This window comes from Streptomyces sp. NPDC044003 (assembly GCF_056435185.1).
Window position 1 is genome coordinate 880,106 of sequence record NZ_JBWKFA010000003.1, and the last position, 20,444, is coordinate 900,549.

At 72.6% G+C, this 20,444-nt stretch carries 20 protein-coding genes and 1 riboswitch; of the genes, 11 read left to right on the plus strand and 9 right to left on the minus strand.

What is annotated here, in order from left to right; genetic code table 11:
- Together AC07AW_RS15915 and AC07AW_RS15920 are read right to left on the minus strand one after the other, a co-directional pair.
- Positions 1–852: an ABC transporter permease gene (locus tag AC07AW_RS15915; RefSeq protein WP_478816017.1), complete on the minus strand. Its 852-nt coding sequence runs from the start codon at positions 850–852 to the stop codon at positions 1–3.
- Positions 849–1,757, minus strand: a complete 909-nt coding sequence (locus AC07AW_RS15920) for an ABC transporter ATP-binding protein (protein WP_478816018.1) — start codon at positions 1,755–1,757, stop codon at positions 849–851. Before AC07AW_RS15920 ends, AC07AW_RS15915 begins: the two co-directional genes overlap by 4 nt.
- A gap of 134 nt (positions 1,758–1,891) precedes the next feature.
- On the opposite strand from AC07AW_RS15920, the gene AC07AW_RS15925 reads away from it, so the two are divergent.
- The 3 genes from AC07AW_RS15925 to AC07AW_RS15935 all read left to right on the plus strand — a co-directional run bounded on the left by AC07AW_RS15925 (position 1,892) and on the right by AC07AW_RS15935 (position 4,748).
- Positions 1,892–3,436, plus strand: coding sequence for a sensor histidine kinase (locus AC07AW_RS15925; RefSeq protein WP_478816019.1), 1,545 nt, complete (start codon positions 1,892–1,894; stop codon positions 3,434–3,436).
- Positions 3,433–4,113, plus strand: a complete 681-nt coding sequence (locus AC07AW_RS15930) for a response regulator (protein WP_478816020.1) — start codon at positions 3,433–3,435, stop codon at positions 4,111–4,113. The genes AC07AW_RS15925 and AC07AW_RS15930 overlap by 4 nt, the downstream gene beginning before the upstream one ends.
- Before the next feature lie 131 nt (positions 4,114–4,244).
- Positions 4,245–4,748: an NUDIX domain-containing protein gene (locus AC07AW_RS15935; RefSeq protein ID WP_478816021.1), complete on the plus strand. Its 504-nt coding sequence runs from the start codon at positions 4,245–4,247 to the stop codon at positions 4,746–4,748.
- Between the two features lie 51 nt (positions 4,749–4,799).
- On the opposite strand, the gene AC07AW_RS15940 is transcribed toward AC07AW_RS15935, so the two are convergent.
- The gene (locus tag AC07AW_RS15940) at positions 4,800–5,321 is read right to left on the minus strand and encodes an AMIN-like domain-containing (lipo)protein (RefSeq protein ID WP_478816261.1); all 522 of its coding nucleotides are present in this window, start codon (positions 5,319–5,321) and stop codon (positions 4,800–4,802) included.
- 118 nt (positions 5,322–5,439) lie between these two features.
- On the opposite strand from AC07AW_RS15940, the gene AC07AW_RS15945 reads away from it, so the two are divergent.
- The 3 genes from AC07AW_RS15945 (at position 5,440) to AC07AW_RS15955 (ending at position 6,957) form a co-directional block, all read left to right on the plus strand.
- A complete protein-coding gene (locus AC07AW_RS15945) occupies positions 5,440–6,087 on the plus strand; it encodes a DUF6629 family protein (protein WP_478816022.1) in 648 nt (215 codons plus the stop codon).
- A 45-nt stretch (positions 6,088–6,132) separates the two neighbouring features.
- A complete protein-coding gene (locus tag AC07AW_RS15950; RefSeq protein WP_478816023.1) occupies positions 6,133–6,330 on the plus strand; it encodes a hypothetical protein in 198 nt (65 codons plus the stop codon).
- Between the two features lie 123 nt (positions 6,331–6,453).
- Entirely contained in the window at positions 6,454–6,957 is a 504-nt protein-coding gene (locus tag AC07AW_RS15955; protein WP_478816024.1) for a peptidylprolyl isomerase, read from the plus strand.
- A 114-nt stretch (positions 6,958–7,071) separates the two neighbouring features.
- Here the strand turns inward: AC07AW_RS15955 and AC07AW_RS15960 are convergent, their stop codons facing one another.
- From AC07AW_RS15960 to AC07AW_RS15970, 3 genes are all read right to left on the minus strand, one after another.
- On the minus strand, positions 7,072–7,908 hold the full coding sequence (locus tag AC07AW_RS15960) for an NAD(P)H-binding protein (protein ID WP_478816025.1): 837 nt from the start codon (positions 7,906–7,908) through the stop codon (positions 7,072–7,074).
- Between the two features lie 129 nt (positions 7,909–8,037).
- Positions 8,038–8,286, minus strand: a complete 249-nt coding sequence (locus AC07AW_RS15965; protein WP_392151502.1) for a type B 50S ribosomal protein L31 — start codon at positions 8,284–8,286, stop codon at positions 8,038–8,040.
- A gap of 123 nt (positions 8,287–8,409) precedes the next feature.
- Positions 8,410–10,989, minus strand: coding sequence for a SpoIIE family protein phosphatase (locus AC07AW_RS15970; RefSeq protein WP_478816026.1), 2,580 nt, complete (start codon positions 10,987–10,989; stop codon positions 8,410–8,412).
- Between the two features lie 213 nt (positions 10,990–11,202).
- On the opposite strand from AC07AW_RS15970, the gene AC07AW_RS15975 reads away from it, so the two are divergent.
- From AC07AW_RS15975 to AC07AW_RS15985, 3 genes are all read left to right on the plus strand, one after another.
- A complete protein-coding gene (locus AC07AW_RS15975) occupies positions 11,203–11,967 on the plus strand; it encodes an alpha/beta fold hydrolase (RefSeq protein WP_478816027.1) in 765 nt (254 codons plus the stop codon).
- 168 nt (positions 11,968–12,135) lie between these two features.
- On the plus strand, positions 12,136–12,732 hold the full coding sequence (locus AC07AW_RS15980; protein ID WP_478816028.1) for an LURP-one-related family protein: 597 nt from the start codon (positions 12,136–12,138) through the stop codon (positions 12,730–12,732).
- A 134-nt stretch (positions 12,733–12,866) separates the two neighbouring features.
- Positions 12,867–14,171, plus strand: a complete 1,305-nt coding sequence (locus tag AC07AW_RS15985; RefSeq protein ID WP_478816029.1) for a phosphoribosyltransferase family protein — start codon at positions 12,867–12,869, stop codon at positions 14,169–14,171.
- On the opposite strand, the gene AC07AW_RS15990 is transcribed toward AC07AW_RS15985, so the two are convergent.
- A complete protein-coding gene (locus AC07AW_RS15990; protein WP_478816030.1) occupies positions 14,155–15,006 on the minus strand; it encodes a LysM peptidoglycan-binding domain-containing protein in 852 nt (283 codons plus the stop codon). The genes AC07AW_RS15985 and AC07AW_RS15990 overlap by 17 nt on opposite strands.
- A 5-nt stretch (positions 15,007–15,011) precedes the next feature.
- Positions 15,012–15,168: riboswitch (cyclic di-AMP (ydaO/yuaA leader) on the minus strand.
- 382 nt (positions 15,169–15,550) lie between these two features.
- Between AC07AW_RS15990 and AC07AW_RS15995 the strand changes: the two genes are divergently transcribed.
- Positions 15,551–16,153 (plus strand): DUF6197 family protein, encoded by a 603-nt coding sequence (locus AC07AW_RS15995; RefSeq protein WP_478816031.1) that lies wholly within the window; start codon positions 15,551–15,553, stop codon positions 16,151–16,153.
- 158 nt (positions 16,154–16,311) lie between these two features.
- On the opposite strand, the gene AC07AW_RS16000 is transcribed toward AC07AW_RS15995, so the two are convergent.
- Together AC07AW_RS16000 and AC07AW_RS16005 are read right to left on the minus strand one after the other, a co-directional pair.
- On the minus strand, positions 16,312–18,336 hold the full coding sequence (locus AC07AW_RS16000; protein ID WP_478816032.1) for a phosphocholine-specific phospholipase C: 2,025 nt from the start codon (positions 18,334–18,336) through the stop codon (positions 16,312–16,314).
- A 166-nt stretch (positions 18,337–18,502) separates the two neighbouring features.
- Entirely contained in the window at positions 18,503–19,309 is an 807-nt protein-coding gene (locus tag AC07AW_RS16005; RefSeq protein WP_478816033.1) for a DeoR/GlpR family DNA-binding transcription regulator, read from the minus strand.
- A 175-nt stretch (positions 19,310–19,484) separates the two neighbouring features.
- On the opposite strand from AC07AW_RS16005, the gene AC07AW_RS16010 reads away from it, so the two are divergent.
- Complete coding sequence (locus AC07AW_RS16010) at positions 19,485–20,408, plus strand: SIS domain-containing protein (protein WP_478816034.1); 924 nt, start codon at positions 19,485–19,487, stop codon at positions 20,406–20,408.
- The last annotated feature ends 36 nt before the right edge of the window (positions 20,409–20,444 follow it).

Here is a 20,444-nt window from a genome sequence, read left to right on the forward strand (position 1 = left end):
CTACTGGTCCCGGCCTCGCACCGCGAGGACCGTCACCACCGCCCCGCCCAGCGCCCACAGCGCGTACACCAGCCACGCACCGCCCGCCGACCAGGGGAACAGCTCCTCGGCGGGCGGTCCCGCGTCCGCGAGCCGCTGCCAGGCGTGCAGCGGGGTCGCGTGCGCCAGGACCGCGCTCAGGTGACGCCGCTCCGTGAGCACCGCCGGCAGCAGCAGGAGCAGGACGAACGCGCCGACGATCGAGACCGCGCTCTTCCGCAGCAGCGCGCCGACCGCCATCCCGGCCACCGCGCACACCGGGGCGAGCAGCGCCGAGGCCGCGACGATGCGCAGAGCCCCCGGGTGGGTGATCGGCAGCCCGATGTCCCGGGCCGACAGCATCGCCTGCGTCGACCAGAACGAACCGCCCGCGACCACCGCCCCGAAGAGGACCTGCACCACCGTCACGACCAGTACCTTCGCGGCCATGAGCGCACCCCGCGCCGGCACCGCCGTGAACGTCGTACGGATCAGCCCGCTGCTGTACTCGCCGACCACCGCGACCGCCCCCATGGCGGCCGACGCGAGGATCAGGACCAGCGCCGCGTTGTACGTGAAGGCGTCCCACAACGCCATGTCGTTCGCCACGAACTCGGCCCGGCTCGCCGCGTCGTACTGCAGCCAGTAGCGGTAGTGGTCCCAGGCGGTGCCGAAGTTGAAGGCGACCACGGCGAGCGCGCCGAGCAGCAGCGACCAGCCCGTCGAGCGCAGCGACCACAGCTTCAGCCACTCCGACCCCACCAGGTCGCGGAAACGGGCACGGGGCTCCACCGCGGAGGCCACGGGAACCACAGGAAGATCGAGGGTCGTCATCGGGCGTCTCCTGCCAGGTACTCCACGCTGTCGGCGGTCAGTTCCATGAAGGCCTCCTCCAGGGAGGCCGTACGGGTGGTCAGCTGGTCCAGCAGCACCCGGTGCTCCAGGGCCAGTTCGCCGATGCGGGACGCCGAGAGCCCGGTCACCGTCAGCAGACCGGCCTCCTCCTCGACCTCCGCCCCTTCCCCGAGCAGCAGCGCCGTCAGGCCCGCCCGGTCCGGCGTCCCGACCGTCACGCTCAGCCGCCTGCCCCGCGCGGCGAACTCCGCCAGGCTCTCCGCCGCGATCAGCGCGCCCCGGCCGATGACCACCAGCTCGTCCGCCGTGTGCTCCATCTCCGTCATCAGATGGCTCGACACGAAGACCGTGCGGCCCTCCTCCGCGAGCCGCCGGAACAGCCCCCGCACCCACTTCACGCCCTCCGGGTCGAGGCCGTTCAGCGGCTCGTCGAACAGCAGCACCGGCGGGTCGCCGAGCAGCGCGCCGGCGATGCCCAGCCGCTGCCGCATGCCCAGCGAGTACCCGCCGATCCGGCGCTTTGCCGCCGCTGCGAGCCCGACCTCCTCCAGGACCTCGTCGACCCGGGACGACGGGATGCGGTTGCTGCGCGCCAGGACCGCCAGATGCGCCCGCGCCGTCCGGCCCCCGTGCACGTCCCCGGCGTCGAGGAGCGCGCCGACGTGCCGCAGACCGCGCGGCCGGTCCGCGAACGGCCGGCCGTCGACCGTCACCGACCCGCTCGTCGGCCCGTGCAGGCCGAGGATCATCCGCAAGGTGGTGCTCTTCCCCGAGCCGTTGGGGCCGAGGAAGCCGGTGACCCGGCCCGGCCGGACGGTGAACGTGAGCGCGTCGACAGCGGTCGTGGCGCCGTAGCGCTTGGTGAGTTCCCTGACTTCGATCATGTGCACCACCGTGCCGTCCGGACCCCGCGCGGGGCATCGGACCAGTACGGACAATCGGCGGCGGCCCCTGTCACCCCAGGTCGTACACCCTCGGTCCGATGCCCCCTGCCAGGACCGCCGTTTACGATCACCGCATGTCCGCCACTCCGTCAGCACCGTTCTTCAAGAGGGTCACGCCCGGCGGGTGGGCCGCCGTCGCCTGGGTCGCGGGCATCGTCTTCACCGCCCTCCTCCGGATCCGTGTGCCCGGTCAGGAAGGGCCGGACGTACTGCCCGGCTTCGTCATCCTGCGCTGGGACGGCCTCCTCATGCTGACCGTCGGCACCCTCCTCACCCTGCGCGGCGGCGTGCTCCTCGCCCGGCGTCCGACCGCCGCCCTCAATCACCTCCTCGTCGCCACGGTCATCGCCTCCACCCCTCTCGGCGTCACCGCCATCCCCTTCGCCCAGTACCTCGCGGTCGACGTCGCGCTCTACGCCATCGCCGCCGCCCGCCCCGGCCGCGAGGCCTGGCGGGCGCTCCTGCTCGCCCAAGGCCTGCTCATCGTCTACCTGGCCGTCCGTCTGCTCGCCGGCTGGCCCGCCGGCACCACGGGCACCCTGGCCGTCGCCCTGACCGCCCTCGTGGCCTGGCTCCTCGGCCGCTCCGAACGACAGGCCCGCACGCACGCCGAAGAGACCCGTGCCCGCGTCGCCGAGCAGGCCGTCACCGCCGAACGCCTCCGGATCGCCCGCGAGATGCACGACACCGTCGCCCACAGCATCGGCATCGTCGCCCTCCAGGCCGGCGCGGCCCGCCGGGTCATCGACACCCAGCCGGAGGGGGCCCGGCAGGCCCTCACCGAGATCGAGACGGCGAGCCGGGAGACCCTCGCGGGCCTGCGCCGGATGGTCGGCGCTTTGCGCACGACGGACCCGGAGACGGACCCGGAGACGGACCCGGAGACGGACCCGGAGACGGACCCGGAGACGGAAGCGGAGACCGGGTCGGAGGCGGATCACCCGAGCGCCACCGGCCGTACGACGGGAGCGAAGGGCGGTACGGCGACCGGCACTGGTTGTACGGCGGGGGCCAAAGGCGGTACCTCGACCGCCACCGGTCGTACGACGGGGGCCAAGGGCGGTACGGCGACCAGCATCGGCCGTACGACGGGAGCCAAGGACGATACGGCGACCGCCATCGGCCGTACGGCGACCGCCACCAGCCTTACGCCGGCACCCACCAGCCGTACCGCGCCCTCCGTCGATCTCCCCGGGCTCCCCGAGATGCCCGGGCTCGCCGCCCTCGAACGGCTTGCCGAGCTCACCGGGAACGCCGGCGTCCGGGTCGCCGTGCGCCGCATGGGAGCCCCGTGCCCGCTGCCGCCGGACCTCGACCTCTCCGCCTTCCGGATCGTCCAGGAGTCCGTCACCAACGTCGTACGGCACTCGGGTGCCGAGTCCTGCACGGTCACCGTCGACCACCGCGACCCCGAGTCCCTCGCCGTCACCGTCGAGGACCGCGGCCCCGTCCCCGGCCACGCGCGCGTGAGCACCGGCCCGGGGTCCGGCTTCGGCCTCACCGGGATGCGGGAGCGCGTCGCGGTGCTGCACGGAGAGTTCAGCGCGGGACCCCGCCCCGGCGGCGGCTTCCGTGTCACCGCCCGCCTTCCCCTGCCCACAGGAGCCACGACCCGATGAACCAGACCACCGCGGAGCAGCCGGTCCGTGTCGTCCTCGCCGACGACCAGCCCCTGGTGCGCACCGCGCTCCGGATGGTCGTCACCGACACCACGGACCTCGTCGTGGTCGGCGAGGCCGCGAACGGCGCCGAGGCCGTCCGTCTCGTCGAGGAGACCGGCGCCGACGTCGTCGTCATGGACCTGAGGATGCCCGGCACGGACGGCATCGAGGCCACCCGGATCATCACCGAGGGCCCGACCGGCGCCCGGGTGGTGGTCCTCACCACCTTCGACGACGACGACCACGTGTACGCGGCGCTCCACGCGGGCGCGTCCGGATTCCTGGTCAAGGACATGGCCCTGGACGACATCCTCGCCGCCGTCCGTGTCGTCGCCTCGGGCGACGCACTCATCGCACCCAGCGTCACCCGACGCCTCATCAAGGAGTTCACCGACCGCCCCAGGACCACGCCCGCGCCGCCGCGCCGCCGCGTCGAGGGCATCACCGACCGGGAGCACGAGGTCCTCACCCTCGTCGGACGCGGCCTGTCCAACGCCGAGGTGGGCGACGCACTGCACATCAGCATCGCCACCGCGAAGACCTACGTCACCCGGCTGCTCGCCAAGCTGGACGCCCGCGACCGCGTACAGCTCGTGATCATCGCGTACGAGGCGGGCCTGGTCTCCGCCGCCTGAGCGTTCCACCGCCCGACCGATCCGGCGGGGCGCTCACACGATCCGGTGATCCACTCGCGAGCCGCCGGCCGGCCCGCCCCGGACCGCTTGGATGGAGGGGACCCATTCGGTCCGTCGAGAGAGAGCCGCCCATGGCGAACACCTGGCTGCCGCCCGCCCAGTACGTCGACACGCTGCCGAGAGCGACCGCGTACGCCTGCCTCTACTTCACCGACACCGCCGGCCGCCCCTTCCAGCTCCGGGCCACCTATCAGACCGAGCTGTGGCAGTGGCCCGGCGGCAACATGGACCCGGGGGAGACGCCCTGGGAGACCGCCGTGCGCGAGTGCCACGAGGAGACCGGGCTCGTCTTCACCGGCGAGCCGCGCCTCCTCGCCGCCCACTTCGTCACGGACCGGGGCGAGGACTGGCCGGCCAACCACATCGGCTTCATCTTCGACGGGGGCGAGCTGACGGACGCGCAGATCGCCGCCGTCGTCCTCGACCCGGAGGAGCACAGCGAGTACCGCCTGCGGACCCTGGACGAGTGGCAGCGGGAGATGAAGCCCCGCGAGTTCGCCCGCCTCGCCGAGATCGACCGGGCACGAAGGACCGGGTCGACCGTGTACGTGGAGACGGGCGCCACCGGAGCGTGAGCGGTGCGGGTGAGGGGCCCGTCCGGGAGGACGGGCCCCTCAGCCGGCCGGTCAGGCCCGGCAGCCCATGGTGTGGGCGATGTCGACGACGAACCGCTCCGGCGAGTGCAGCCGGAAGGTCTTGTACACGGGCTTGGTGTCGAAGGCGGCTCCGATGGTGACCACACCCTCGAAGTCGCCGGTGAGCGCGACCCCCTTGAGCGTGGGCAGGTAGATCTTCACCAGCCGGGGGCCCTTGTAGACGGACCGGCCGGAGTCGTCGTGGGCGGCGGCGGGAGAGAGCTTGATCTCCAGGAAGTGCTTCCCCGCCAGCGGGACCCTTTCTCCCGATCCGTCGTAGTACAGCGCGCGGGTCTGGTGGACGGTGACCGGGGGCATGGCGCCGCGGACGTCGATCACGAGCCGGTCGAAGGTGGCGTGGCCGCCCCAGCGGGCGTTGACGACCAGGGCCGTGGTCGGGGTCGTGGTGCTCAGGGTCGGGGCGTTGGCCGCGCCCGCCGGCATCGTGGCGCCGATTCCGGCGGTCAGCAGGATTCCCGCGGCGACGGCCGCGAGGGTGTGGCGGTGCTGCATGACGTCCCCCAATTTCTGCTGTTCCGGGGACAGAGGTGTCACTGGCAGAGACATCCCTCACCACCATACGGTTCCGCCTGGTATGGGGTATATGGCGGTTATGGGGTAAAAGTTCGTCATGTGCTGGAGTGCGACCGCCGATCTCTGGGCGGGCCTCGGGATCGGCGCCGTCGGCGTCGCCTCCCTGGCCTCCGTACGCCGCCCCGGCGACGCGCCGCTCGCGGCCCTGCCACTGCTCCTCGGCGCCCACCAGATCGTGGAGGCCGCCGTCTGGCACGCCGACGGCGGCACCGGGCCCGCCACCCTCGCCTGGGCCGTGATCGCCCTTCCCCTGCTGCCCGTCTGGGTGCCGCTCGGCGTCCTGACGGCCGCCCGCCCCGCCGACCGGCCGCGCCTGCTCGTACCGCTCTGCGTCGGCCTCGCAACCGCCGCCGTCCTCGCGTACCGCCTCGTCACCCGCCCCGTCTCGGCCGGGATCCGCGGCCACACCCTCGGTTACGCGGTCGACCTGCCGTACGCGCCGGTGGTCCTCGCCGGATACCTGCTCGCCACCGTCGGCGCCCTCCTCCTCGCCCGCGACCGGCTCCTTCGGGCCCTCGGACTGCTCACCGGCGCCGGAGCGCTCGTCTGCGCCCTTCTCTGGCGCACCGCGTTCGTCTCCACCTGGTGCGCGCTCGCGGCGGTCGCCTCGCTGCTGCTGTTCGCCTGGGTCAGAGGGCGACCGCGATCGATCCCCGTGCGCGGATCCGAGCCCGGCCGACCGTAACCCGACGGCGTCTCAGTAGTTGACCAGGGCATGAAGAAGCGCAGCATGCTCGCCATCGCATCCCTCGCCGCAGGCGTCGTCACCGCCATCGTCACCCCGCCGCCGCAGGCCAGCGCCGCGGAGAACCCCTTGGCCGGCACCACGGGCCTCCTCCAGGAGGACCAGACCGCGACCGTCCTCCACGAGACCGTCGAGGGCGCCGAGGGAGCCCTCCAGAACCAGCAGGGCGGCGGACTGCTCTGACCCACCTCCCACGTGACGGCCGGTGCCCCGCCTTCCCCGTGGAACGCGGGGCACCGGCACGCCGTGACCCACTAGGAGGCAGCCCGTGCGCGCGCCGTGTGTGACTAATGACAGGATGTCCCCATGAGCGACAACGTTTACTTCGACATCACCATCGACGGCAAGCCCGCGGGCCGCATCACCTTCAAGCTGTTCGACGAGGTCGTCCCCAAGACGGCGCAGAACTTCCGCGAGCTCGCCACCGGTGTGCACGGCTTCGGTTACGCCGGTTCCCCGTTCCACCGCGTCATCCCGAACTTCATGCTGCAGGGCGGCGACTTCACCCGGGGCAACGGCACCGGCGGCAAGAGCATCTACGGCGAGAAGTTCGAGGACGAGAACTTCAAGCTGAAGCACGACCGCCCGTTCCTGCTCTCGATGGCGAACGCCGGCCGCAACACCAACGGCTCGCAGTTCTTCATCACCACGATCGTCACCGACTGGCTCGACGGCAAGCACGTCGTCTTCGGTGAGGTCGTCGAGGGCCAGGACCTGGTCAAGAAGATCGAGTCCCTCGGTTCCGCCTCCGGCGCCACCAAGGTCGCCATCAAGGTCGCCGAGTCCGGCATCGTCAAGGCCGACGCCTGATCTCGTTCGGGATCTGAGTGACGGCCCGGCGCCTTCGCTCACCCACCCGGCCGAGGCGGGGACGCGGTCCATCGGACCCGCGTCCCCGCCTTCGCCGTTCCCCCGTTCTCCGCCTCAGGCGAACGCGTGCGCGTTCCGTTCCGCCCACGCCGAGAACGGCCGCGGCGGCCGCCCGAGCACCCGCTCCACGTCGGGGCTCACCTGCTGCTCCTCCGCACGGGGCTCGCCCATCACCGACAGCATCCCGTCGACGGCGTCCTCCGGCAGGAACCGCACCAGCTGCGCCCGCGCCTCACCCGCGCTCTGCGGCACGAACTCCACCGGAGCACCCAGCGCGCCGGCCAGAGCCCGCACCTGCTCGCGCGGCGAGACCGCGACCGGGCCGGTCAGGACGTACGTCCGCCCGGCGTGCGCCGGCTCGCGCAGCGCGGCGGCCGCGACCTCGGCGATGTCCGCAGGGTCCACCACCGGCAGCGCCACGTCCGCGAACGGGGCCATGACGGTACGGGCGGAACGCACCGGCTCGGCCCAGAGGAAGGCGTTGGACGCGAAGCCGCCGGGCCGCAGCACCGTCCACTCGACGCCCGACTCCCGTACCGCCGTCTCGAACGCGCGCAGGATCTCGTGCGACACCGAATCCGTCCGCGTCCCCACCAACTGCGAGGACTGGAACACGATCCGCCGTACCCCGCAGGTCACCGCCGCCGCCACGATCTCGCGCGGACGCAGCTCGTCCCCGAGCCCCGCGACGAGCAGATACACGGCCTTGGCACCCTCGAACAGCCCCTTGAGGCCCTCGACATCGGCCAGGTCGCCCTGCCGGTGCGTCATGCCGGCGGGCAGCGCCCCGGCAGGTCGGCGGCTCACCGCCGTGACCTCCTCGCCGGCCGCGGCCAGCAGCTCCACCAGCGGTCGCCCGACGTTTCCGGTCGCTCCGGTCACCACGATCACAGCTGTTCCCCTCCAGGGAGTCGGTGGCGGAGCGCGAGCGCCCCGCCGTCTTCGTGACCTCATCCTGGAAGGGAAACTGGCCACCTTCCGGCCAGTTTCAGAAGCGACTTTCTCGGGGTCCTCCCGAGGTCACTCCTCCTCGCCGAAACGGCGCTGGAACTTGGCGATCCGGCCTTCGGAGTCCACGGTCCGTGCCGTGCCCGTGTAGAACGGGTGGCTCTCGGAGGAGATCTCGACGTCGATCACCGGGTACGTGTTGCCGTCGTCCCACTCGATGGTCCGGTCGCTGGTCGCGGTGGACCGGGTCAGAAACGCGTACCCCGCCGAGCGGTCACGGAACACCACGGGGCCGTACTCGGGCTGCTTGTCCTGCTGCACGTGTCCTCCTCGGGCTGCCGCCCTGGCTCGGCCGGCCTGATCGGCGCGGCACCACCCAGCCTCCCCGCGCCCCCGGCCCCCGACCAGCGCCACGGGCCCGACCGGGTGACGGACCGGGAAGGCTCAGCCGCTCTCCGCCCACCGCGCCGCGAGCAGCAGCGCGATGTCGTCCGGCCGGGACGTGGCGGCCCGTGCCTCCCGGATCAGCCGGTCGGCCGTCTCCGCCAGCGGCAGCGCACCCGTCGCGGCGAAGGCGCTGCTCAGCCGCTCGATCCCCTCGTCGATGTCCTTGCCCGGCTGCTCCACCAGACCGTCCGTGAACAGCGCGAGGACGGCCCCCGGCGCCAGCTGCAGCCGCGTCACAGGGTACGAGGCCCGGGTGTCGACCCCCAGAACCATCCCACCCGCCAGGTCCACCTGCTCCGTCGTCCCGTCCGGCCGCCGCAGCAGCGGTTGCGGATGCCCGGCCCGCACCGCGCGCGCGTCCCCCGTGTCCGGGTCGAGCAGTACGTAGCAGCAGCTCGCGAACTGGCCTGGGTCCAGGTCGATCAGCAGCCGGTTGGTGCCCCGCATCACGTCCTGCGGCCGATGGCCCCCCAGCGCGAACGCCCGGACGGCGCTGCGCAGCTGCCCCATGGTGGCCGCCGCGGCCACCCCGTGCCCCTGCACGTCGCCGATCACCAGGGCGAGCCGCCCATGCCCGGTCTCGATCACGTCGTACCAGTCGCCGCCCACGTCCATGCCCTGGGTGCCCGGCAGGTAGCGGCCCACCGTGTCCACCCCGTCCCGGACCGGCAGCCGGTGCGGGAGCAGCGCGTCCTGCAGCCCCCGCGCGACCGCCGACTCCGTGTCGTACCTCTGCGCCCGCTCCAGGGCCTGCGCGATCAGCCCCGCGAGCGCCGTCAGCACGGTCCGCTCCTCCGCACTGAAGCCGCGCGGCGTTTCGAAGCCGAGGATGCAGGAGCCCACCGGCCGGCCCGAGGCGATCAGGGGCAGGAAGGCCCGCGCGCCCGAGTTCGCGTCCATCGGGAGGTCCGGATACGCCAGACCCAGCTGCTCCATGGACTCGAAGAAGAGCGGCCTGCCGGTCGTCAGCGTCTCCACACCCGGCACCCGGGCGTCGAGGGCCACCCCGTCGAAGGGTTCGAGGAATCCCGGCGGGAAACCCGTCTCCCAGGCCAGGTAGAGGCGGCGGTCGCTGAGCAGATAGATCGCCAGCTGGCGTCCGCCGAACGCCGGAAGGAGTTCTTCCGTCACCACCGCGGAGACCTGGCGGGCCGTCACCGCCTCGGAGAGCGCGATCGCCAGGGCCACCGGCCGGTAGAGCGCCGCCGCTCGGTCGCCGGGAGCCGACAGCACGTCATCCGTCCGCCGCTCGCTCGCGGACACGGCCTTGTCCGAGCGCCGCTCGCCCGTCCGCCGCTCGACCCGCGATGCCGCCGCGGGTGGCGCCGGATCCTCCTCGGGGACCAGCACCATCGTCAGCCCGTCCCGGCCCGGGTGGAGCGAGACCGACAACCAACGTCCCCGGCCCGGGTGGGCCAGGAAGCGCACCGGCTCGCCGGAGAGCAGGGCGGCGCGCAGCTGTTCCTCGTGGAGGGGGTTGGCGAACCAGGGCAGCACCTCCCACAGCGTCCGCCCCGCCAGTGCCGTGCGCGGCCGGCCGAGGAGGCGCTCCGTGCGCTCGTTGACGTACGTGACGCGGCCCAGCCGGTCGACGGCCAGAATCGCCCGAGGCAGCCGGTCCGTGGCGTCCGAGCCCACCAGACCCGTACCGAGGTCCACGAGCGTGCCCTCCAGCCGCCCGCCGCCCGGAGGCCCCGTCCCCGACGCAGTCCGCCGCGCCCGCGCGGACACCTCGAGGAGGTGCAGGCCGCCGTCCGGACCCTTCAGCCGGATCCTGCGGACCGGCGGCCGTCCGTCCGCGCCCGTCGCCTGCCGGGCCGCCGCCCACAACGCGTACCCGTCCTCGGGATCGAGGAGCGCCGTCAGTCCCTCGATCGAGCAGGGCGAGCCGATCCCCGTCCCGAGGATGGCGAGAAGCCCGTCGTCCAGCGTGACCGTGCCCGTGTCCAGGTCCCAGGAGAAGGAGCCGAACCGGACCGGCGGACCCGAACCGGTGGGCAGCTGCACGCACACCGGGTCGCCGGGCCACTCGACCTCCGTCCCCTGCCGGTCCAGCTCGGCCAGGGCCCCGCCGAGACGGAGCGCGTCCTGCGTCATGCGGTTCCGGTCCCGCGCGTTCACCGGCACTCCCGGGGTCGGTGGACGCAGCGCCACGAGCACACCGAAGCGCTCACGGCCCGCGACCACCGGCGCGTACAGCGAGGCGAACGGGAACGGCAGGCTCGCCACCAGCTGAGGGAAGCGCCGCATGGCGTCGTCGACGTCCGAGAGGTGGACGGACTGCCCGGAGCGGTGCACCTCGGCGACGGGGAACGGACGGTTCGCGTGCATGCGCCACCAGGGGCGGAACAAGGGCCCCGGCAGCCCCACCAGGACCGCGAGCCGCAGCAGGCCGGGGGTGCCGGAGCGCAGGTACACCCCGCCCGCGTAACCGCCGACCTCCTCCACCGCCGCGAGCGCCGCCTCCGCGAGGGCCCACGTCAGCGCGCCGGAAGCAGGCCCGTCGGCAGTGCCGTTCCCGGACGGACGCCCGGTGCCGCCCGCCGGGCCGGGGCCGGACGCGCCGTGCGAGGTCACACAGCCAGGATGCGCCCCAGGCGAAAGCACCCGCATCCCGGACCCGGGTGGGCGCCGGGAATCACCACCAGACGTGCCTTTCGGACCGAGGGCCCGACACGCTCCCGCGCGCCCCGGCCTACGGTGTTGACCCCACGCGCCCGCCCCGTCACACTCGGTCGTCGACCGCCGCCGTCCGTGTGCGGCGGCGAGACCTCGCGAGCAGGGGGCACGATGACGGGCCAGGTTCTTCCGTACGACGTACACGGCGAAGGCCCGGGGAGGGCCCTCGTGCTGCACAACTGGTTCGGTGACCGCACCAGCTTCGCGCCCCTGCGCGACCACCTCGACGACACCCGCGGCACATACGCCTTCGTGGACTGCCGGGGCTACGGCGAGGCCCTCGACCACGCGGGCGCCTACACGATGGAGGAGGTCGCGGCCGACGCCCTGGCGGTCGCCGACGACCTCGGCTGGGACTCCTTCTCCGTCATCGGCCACTCGATGGGCGGCAAGGCGGCCCAGCTGATGCTCCTCGACGCCCCCGACCGGATCCGCTCGATCATCGGCGTGTCACCGGTCTCCGCCGCCGGCTTCCCGCTCGACGGCGAGACCTGGGAGCTCTTCGCCGGAGCCGCCGAGGAACCTGCCAACCGCCGCGCGATCATCGACAACACCACCGGCGGCCGCTACGACGAAGCCTGGCTGAGCGCACTCGTCGACCGCTCCGTCACCCGCTCCTCCGCGACGGCCTTCCGCGCCTACCTGGACTCCTGGTCCCGCACCGACTTCCACGAGCGCGTCCGCGACAACCCCGTCCCCGTCCTGCTCGTCGTCGGTGCCCACGACCCCGCGCTCGGCACCGAGGCGATGGAGGCCACCTGGCTGCGCTGGTACCCGAACGCGCGTCTCGAAGTGCTCAAGGACGCCGGGCACTACGCCCCGGAGGAGACCCCGCAGGCCCTCGCCGAGGCGATCGAGGCCTTCCTGGGCGCCTGAGGCCGCGGGTCCGGCCTCTCCCGGCCCCACGCCGACTCTCATCCGAACGTCGACGGAACCGACGACTTTCGAGGACAGCGGCGGGGCCCCTCGGCAAAGGAACATCGTGCTCACGACCTCAGGGGATGGTCCTCCATGGACCGTCCACGACCGCCAGGAGCACGACCGATGGGCCTCGCACAGTCACAGCAGCGCTTCCTCGTACGCCAGAAGGTGACGCCGATGGCCAACCGCTACATGGTGCACACCATGGGCCCGGACGGCGAGGAGGCCGAACTCGTCGCCTTCGCCCACCAGAAGAGGATGGCGCTCAAGGAGCACGTCACCTTCTACACGGACGACTCGCAGCGCCAGGTCCTCTTCACCTTCAAGGCGCGTCAGGTCATCGACCTGGGCGCGACGTACGACGTGTTCGCGGCGTCCGGCATCCGACTGGGCGGCTTCCGGAAGAACTTCGGGGCGTCCCTGCTGCGCAGCACCTGGCACCTGAGCCGGGAGGGCGAGGGACAGGAGGCCACAGGACAGGAGCGGAACGAGACGGTGGCGCTGCTGCGGCGGGCCTGGGAGTTCCTGCCCTTCACGGACCTCGTTCCGTTCGTCGTGCCGTACCACTTCGACTTCGCCGAGGGCGGGCGCTCCGTCATGTCGGTCGACAAGCTGTTCGGGATCCGGGACCGGTACGTGCTCGACATAGCCGACCCGGAGCTCGACCGGCGCCTTGCGATAGCCCAGGCCGTGGCCCTCGACGCCCTGCAGTCCCGCTGACCGGTCCGGCGCCGGCCGCCCGGCCGAGCGGCGCCGCCGACCGGGGCGGCCCGACTACTCTGGAGAGACGGGCAGGGGACGGGCACACCGTTCCTCCCCGGGCCCGAGCCGCGCAGGCGGAAGGGCGGCGGACCATGTTCTTCAGCGATCGGACGGACGCGGGGCGGCAGCTGGCCGCCGTCCTCGACCACCTCAAGGGCCAGGACGTCGTGGTCCTCGGGCTTCCACGGGGTGGCGTCCCGGTGGCGGCGGAGGTCGCCGACGCCCTCGACGCGCCGCTCGACATCTGTCTCGTGCGGAAGCTCGGGGTGCCGCACCAGCCGGAGCTCGCGATGGGGGCGCTGGGGGAGGGCGGTGTGCGGGTGCTCAACGAGCGGGTGCTCCGGGAGACCCGGGTGGGCGAGCGTGATCTCGCCGCCGTGGAGGAGCGGGAGCACGCCGAGCTGGAGCAGCGCGGCCTGCGTTACCGGGGGAGCCGGCCGTCGGTGCCCCTCGAAGGGCGGACGGTCGTCGTGGTCGACGACGGGCTGGCCACCGGGGCCACGGCGCTGGCGGCCTGCCGGGTGGTACGGGCCCGGGGCGCGGCCCGGATCGTCCTCGCGGTCCCGGTGGCGCCGCGTGGCTGGACGGCTCGCCTCGGCGGCGAGGCCGACGAGACCGTCAGCGTGCACGCGCCGGAGCTGTTCTTCGCGATCGGGCAGTTCTACCGGGACTTCTCGCAGACCCCGGACGCCGAGGTCATCGCCTGCCTGGACCGGAACAGGGCCACGCGGGCCCCTGTCGTGCGGGACACGGACGTCCGGATCCCGGTCGGCGGGGTCACCCTGAGTGGGCGCCTCGCGGTGCCCGAGGACGCGGGCGGCATCGTCCTGTTCGCCCACGGCAGCGGCAGCAGCCGCCACAGCCCGCGGAACCGGGCCGTCGCCGCGGCGCTCAACCGGGCGGGCCTGGGGACGCTGCTCTTCGACCTGCTGACCGAGTCGGAGGCGACCGACCGGGCGCATGTCTTCGACACCCCGCTCCTGGCCGGGCGGCTCGCCGGGGCCACGGAGTGGCTGGCCGCGCGGCCCGAGAGCACGGGACTGCCGTTCGGGTATTTCGGCGCCAGCACGGGCGCGGCCGCGGCGCTGTGGGCGGCGGGAGATCCCGCGTCCCCGGTGAGCGCCGTCGTCTCACGCGGCGGGCGGCCGGACCTCGCCGCCGAGCACCTGGCCCGGGTGCGCGCCCCGACGCTCCTGGTGGTGGGCGGCGCGGACGCGCTGGTCCTGGACCTCAACCGGCGGGCGCTGGCCCTGCTGCGCTGTGAGAACCGGCTCTCCGTCGTGGGCGGCGCCGGTCACCTCTTCGAGGAGCCGGGTGCCCTGGAGGAGGTGGCGGACCTCGCCACCTCCTGGTTCCAGGAGCACTTCCGGCGGCAGGCGGTCAGTACGCCGAGTTGACGTTGTCGATGGAGCCGTAGCGGTCGGCCGCGTAGTTGCAGGCGGCGGTGATGTTGGCGACCGGGTCGAACAGGTCCATGGACGTGCCGGGCACGTGGTAGGCGAGGAAGGTCGGCTCGATGACCTGGAGCAGGCCCTTCGACGGGGTGCCGGCGGCGGCGTTGGAGTCCCAGAGGTTGATGGCCTGGGGGTTGCCGGAGGACTCGCGCATGACGTTGCGGAGGATCCCGTCGTAGGTACCGGGGATGCCGTGCTGGCCCATGATGGCCAGCGACTCCCGGATCCAGCCGTCGAGGTTGTCGGCGTAGTTGGTGGCGGCGACCGGGGCGGCCTTGACGGCGGCCGGGGCGGCCGCGGCGGCGGAGGCGCCGGCGGGGGTGGCCGACCGGTGCTCGGAGCGGCTCGCGCGCTCGGTCGTGGCGGACTTCTTCGCCTTCGTGGAGGCCGCCTTCGCGGAATCCCGACGAATCGTCAGTTCGAGACCGGGGCGAATGAGTGACGGATTGTCACCCACGACGCTCTTGTTGGCACGGTAAAGGCTCTTCCAGCCGCCCTGAATTCCCTTCTTGTGGGCGATCAGGGAAAGCGAGTCGCCGCTCACGACGGTGTACGTGTGCGCGGCGGCCGGGGCGGCGGGCGCCTTGGCCGCGACCGGCGCGGCGGGGGCGGCGAAAGACTGGGCGGCGATCTGCGGCGCGCCGGAGACGGGTGCCGCGCCGGCGACGGCCGGGGCGACGAGGGGCAGGGTCAGGGCGGCGCCACCGGTGCCGACCAGGGCGAGGCCGCGGGGGACGCGGACGCGGCGGGGGCGGCGGTGCTTACCGTGAGCAGGCATGACGGGTGTCCTCTCCGGCGCCTGCGGGGTGAGCTGTCGGGTTCGGACGGGAGATGTCCGGCCGCGCGCACGCGGCTTCACCCCGAGCCGTTCCGGATTCCGGACCGGCGTATTCGTGGGTCCCCCGCTCCTGCCGTCGGGTGAAAAGGGAGGTTTACCGAGCGGCGGCAGGATTGGGCGTTCCGCTCGAATGGAGGTGACCGTAGGCCAGTAATGCGACGGATAACAAGAGGAGTGGATGCCGGGTGCCGGGAAATGGATCAATGAATTCGGGGAATTCAAGATCGATGCAGTCCCCGGGGTGTCGAACTTCCTTGCCCGGTACGGGGTGGGGGAGGGCATCGTCGAGCGGCCGGGTCGTATAAGTGAGTCGCGTCACCCGGAGTGCAATGTCCGAATTTGGGGCGTAATTCCGGGGTGGGTAATTAGGGGGGAAATCCCCGCGATGGGGTGTTCGGTCGGGCGACTCTCCGGGCGCGCGCAAAAGTCGCAAAACCGACATTCGTCTTGAAAGATGGAGGGAGTCGACCCAGGAGCCACCCCCATGCCGCCTTCCACTGTTCAGCTCAGCCCCGACACCCTCGACCGCGAGGCGGCCGCCCTCTTCGAGAGCGCCACCTGGCAGCGGATCGTCACCGACTGGACCGCCCCGGAGCCGTCACCGCCGGCGGAGGAGGGCTGGCGCGAGCTGCTCAGCGTGCCGGTGGACCGGCTCGTCGCCGACGCGCTCGCCGCCCTGCCGCCGACGCTGCCGGTCGAGCGCCGGCTTCCGGGGCGCCTCGGAGCCGTCCTCCCGGACCGGCTGCATGCCTGGCGCCGCATCGGTCAGGCCGAGCTGCGCCCCTCGGTCCACCTCGGCTACGCGCGCCTGGTGCTGACGGAGTGGGGCTGGCAGAACGCCCCGTACAAGCTGCGGGACGCACGCGGCGCACGGTGTCTCTGCGGCGCTCTGCTCGCCGCCCACCGGCTGGGCTACGGCGGCGCGGACACCATGAACGAGGCGGCCGCCTGGATCATGACCGAGCTGCGCTCGCGCGGATGGCAGGGGCTGATCGGGCCGTGGAACCGGGCCCCCGGCCGTACGGCCGCCGACGCGGTGGCCCTCCTCGACGCCACGGTCCGCCGGGCCGCGCTCGCCGGCCGCTGACTCCACGCTCGCGCCGCGCACGCCGACCGCTGACTCCACGCTCGCGCCGCGCACGCCGACCGCTGACTCCACGCTCGCGCCGCGCACGCCGACCGCTGACACCATGCCCGGGATGCGGGCGGCGACCATATAGCCGCCGCCCGCATCCCGGGGAGAGATCAGCCGCTGACGCTCGCGGCGCCGGTCTCGATGTGCCCGGTGTACCGGCGCGACCAGGTGCCGTCGATGTCGGCGAAGATCGTGAAGTCGTACCAGCCGCCGTTGTACGCCACCGCGTTGAAGAAGTCCTCGCGGCTGGAGTTCGCCGGCACCGTGTACGTCCACGGGCCGTCGGAGCGGTAGGCGTTCGAGCGGATCGTGAAGGTGACGGGACCGGCCGAGGTGTTCGTCATCTTGAACCACAGGGCCGTCTTGCCCGTCCCGGCTTCGGGCGCGAACCGGGCGGCCACCTCGACGGCCTTGCCCGCCTTGGACGCGTCCCCGATGAACCGGCGCAGGAAGCGGTTGGGGCCCATCATCGAGATGTCGTACTTCCCCGAGCCCGAGCCGAGTCCGATGTTGAAGTAGTCGGTGGCCGTGCCGCCGGGGTCGACGGTGTACTGCCAGGCGGCCGTGTCCCGGTACTGGTGCGGGTGGATCGAGAAGTGCGCCGACCGCTTGGCCTCCGCGCCCTGGTTGGTCATCGAGAACCAGGCCAGGATCTTGCCCGCGGCGCCGAACTCGAAGCGGTCGAGGTTGCCGTTCACCTGGTAGGGCAGAGCGCGCGCCGGACGGGTGCCGGACTCCTGGGCGGGCAGCGCGTTGTTCTGGGGCGCCGGATTCGGCAGCGGGCCGCAGGTGGCCTGCCCGATGACCTTCGCCGTCGAGGGGAGACCGGCGGGCACTCCGTACACCGGGTGGGCGAAGTCGAAGACGCCGGTCAGATCGCCCGTCACCTTCCGCCGCCAGGCGCTGATGTTGGGGCAGGTGGCCGGGGTGCCGAGCGCCGTCGTCCAGGTCTCCATGAAGCGCAGCACCGAGGTGTGGTCGAAGACCTCCGAGCTCACCCAGCCGCCCCGGGTCCACGGGGACATGACAATCATCGGGACGCGGAAGCCCAGACCGATCGGCACACCGTCCAGGTACTCGCCCGCGGTGCCCGGAGGGGCGACCGGCGGCGGCACGTGGTCGAAGAAGCCGTCGTTCTCGTCGTAGTTGAGGAACAGCACCGTCGAGTCGAACACCTCGGCGTTCGCCGCCAGCGCGCGGTAGACGAGGTCGACGAAGTGGGCGCCGTCCCCCGGAGGGGCGTACGGGTGCTCGGAGAAGGCCTCGCTCGCGACGACCCAGGACACCTGCGGCAGGGTGCCCGCGACGACGTCGGCGCGGATCGCCGCGGCGATGTCGTCCGGGGTCGAGCCGGTCACCTTCGGGACCGAGGCCATGCCCCGGTCGTACAGCGGGTCCCCGGGCCGCGCGTCGGTGAACTTCTTGAAGTACGCGAGGCCGTTGTCGCCGTAGTTGTCCTGGGCGTTCTGGTAGACCTTCCAGCTCACCCCGGCGCGCTGGAGCGCCTCGGCGTACGACTCCCAGGTGAGGCCCGACTCGTCGCCCCCGTCCTTGCTGGAGCCGTCGATCTTCCCGCTCCACAGGAAGGTGCGGTTGGGGCCCGTGGCGCTCAGCGTCGAGCAGAAGTACGCGTCGCAGATCGTGTAGTTGTCGGCGAGCGCGTAGTGGAAGGGGATGTCCCCGCGGTCGAGGTGGCCGAGCGTCCGGGTGTTGCCCACGCCCGTGACCCAGTTGTCGAGGCGTCCCTTGTTCCAGGCGGCGTGCTGCGAGGTCCAGCTGTGCGGCAGGTCGCCGTTGCACTGCGCGAGGGTCTCGCCGTCGACGCCGCCGGCGGGCGGCGTGTCGCTGAGCTTCCAGGGGTACTGGCGGCCGCCCCAGTTGGGCTGGTTGAACATGCCCCAGCCGCCGGGCAGGTTGCCCGCGGCGCCGTCGCCGAAGCCCCGCACACCCTTGAGGGTGCCGAAGTAGTGGTCGAAGCTGCGGTTCTCCTGCATGAGGATCACCACGTGCTTCACGTCCGTGAGGGTGCCGGTCGCGGCGCTCGCGGCGGCGGACGCCTGGACCGGCGGCAGCGCGGCCCCCGCCATGAGCCCCGCGCCGATCCCGACGAACCCTCTGCGGCTGATGGGAATCATGCCCCGCCTCTCCTGTCACGGTGTGCCCCAGCGGCACGTCGGAGACATGATGAGGGAGGGGAGCTTAAAGGTATACAGCCGTGCGGTAATTACTGCATGAATACACAGAGGCCTTGGAGGCAGAGCCTCTCGATTGGTTCATCTTCAGACCAATGAGCCAGATGGTTCAGACGGTGAGGACCTTCACCCCGGCCTCGGTGAGCTGGGCGACCGTCTCCTGCGCGATGCCGGTGTCGGTCACCAGCAGGTCGATCCGGTCCAGACCACAGATCCGTGCGAACGCCCTGCGGCCCATCTTCGAGGAGTCGGTCACCACGACGACCCGGCTGGCCCGCTCGGCGAAGAGCCTGCTGATGCTCGCCTCGTCCTCCTGGTGCGCCATCACGCCCAGTTCGGCGTCGACCCCGTCGACGCCGAGCACCACCACATCGAGCACGACCTCGTTGAGCACCCCGACCGTCAGCGGACCCACCAGCTCATAGGTCTGGGGGCGCGCGACACCTCCCGTGGTGACGATCTTGATCTGCGGACGCACCGCCAGCTCGCCGGCGATGTTGAGCGCATTGGTGACCACGGTCAGCGCGGGTCCGGCCGCCACCGCCGCTCCCGGAGCCTCGGTCCGGCCGCTCGCGAACCGCAGCGCGAGCGCCCGCGCGACCTCCGTCGTCGTCGTACCCCCGTTGAGCCCGACGACCTCGCCGGGCGCGACCAGATCCGCCACCGCCTCCGCGATCCGCCGCTTCTCCGGCGCGTGCCGCGTCGACTTGTACCGCAGGGGCAGCTCGTACGAGACGCCGTGCACGACCGCCCCGCCCCGCGTCCGTACGAGCAGCTGCTGCTCGGCCAGCTCGTCGAGGTCCCGGCGGATCGTCGCGGCGGAGACGTCGAGCGCGGTCGCCGCCTCCTCCACCTCCAGCTTCCCCGAGGCCGCGAGCAGCTCCAGAAGCGTGTTCCACCGCTCGTGCTTGGACATGGGTCCCTCCCTCCACCGGGGCCGCGCCCGCATGATCACCCCGCTCGTGCGCGCGTCCGATTCTAGCCGCCGCGGGGCGCGGGATCTGGAAAGAGGATGCATGTTTCTGCTTGAATGGAGGCGTCTTCAAGCAACTTCCATCATCATCGCGCACTCTTCTTGCAAGGAGATCGGCATGACCACCACCCGCACCGCCGTGGAGATCGCCTCCCAGCCGGCGACCTGGCGCCAGGCGGCCCGCACCCTGTCCCAGCACGTCGCGGCCCTGCCCCGACGCGGCGAGCGGGTCGCGGTGATCGGCTGCGGCACCTCCTGGTTCATGGCCCTCGCCTACGCGGAGCTGCGCGAGTCCGGCGGCCACGGCGAGACCGACGCCTTCGCCGCCTCCGAGTTCCCCTACGGCCGCCGCTACGACCGCGTCGTGGCCATCACCCGCTCCGGCACCACCAGCGAGGTCCTCGCCGTCCTGTCCCGGCTGCGCGGCACGGTCCCCACCGGCGCGATCACGGCCGACCCCACGACCCCGGTGATGGACCTCGCCGACGAGGTCGCCGTCCTCGACTTCGCCGACGAGGAGTCCGTCGTCCAGACCCGCTTCGCGACCACCGTGCTCGCCCTCTTCCGCGCGCACCTGGAGTCCGAGGACGCCCTCCCGGAGGGGCTCGGCACCATCGAGGACGCCGCCCGGGACGCCGAGGGGGCCGTCACGTCCCCGCTCGACGAGAGCGTGCGCACGGCCGAGCAGTTCACCTTCCTCGGCACCGGCTGGACCTACGGACTCGCCCTGGAGGCGGGCCTGAAGATGCGCGAGGCGGCCGGCGCCTGGACCGAGGCGTACCCGGCGATGGAGTACCGCCACGGCCCGATCAGCATCACCGGCCCCGGCCGGGTGACCTGGGGCTTCGGCGCCCTGCCCGCCGGACTCGCGGACGAGGTGCGCAAGGTGGGCGGCACCCTCGCCGAGAGCGACCTCGACCCGCTCGCCGACCTCGTCCGCGCCCAGCGCCTCGCCGTCGCCGTCGCCGAGGCCCAGGGCCTGAACCCGGACACCCCCCGGAACCTGACCCGCTCCGTCGTCCTCACCGACGTCCATGCCTGACCGCCGCCCCGCACCCGCCCGCCACCCCGGAGACGC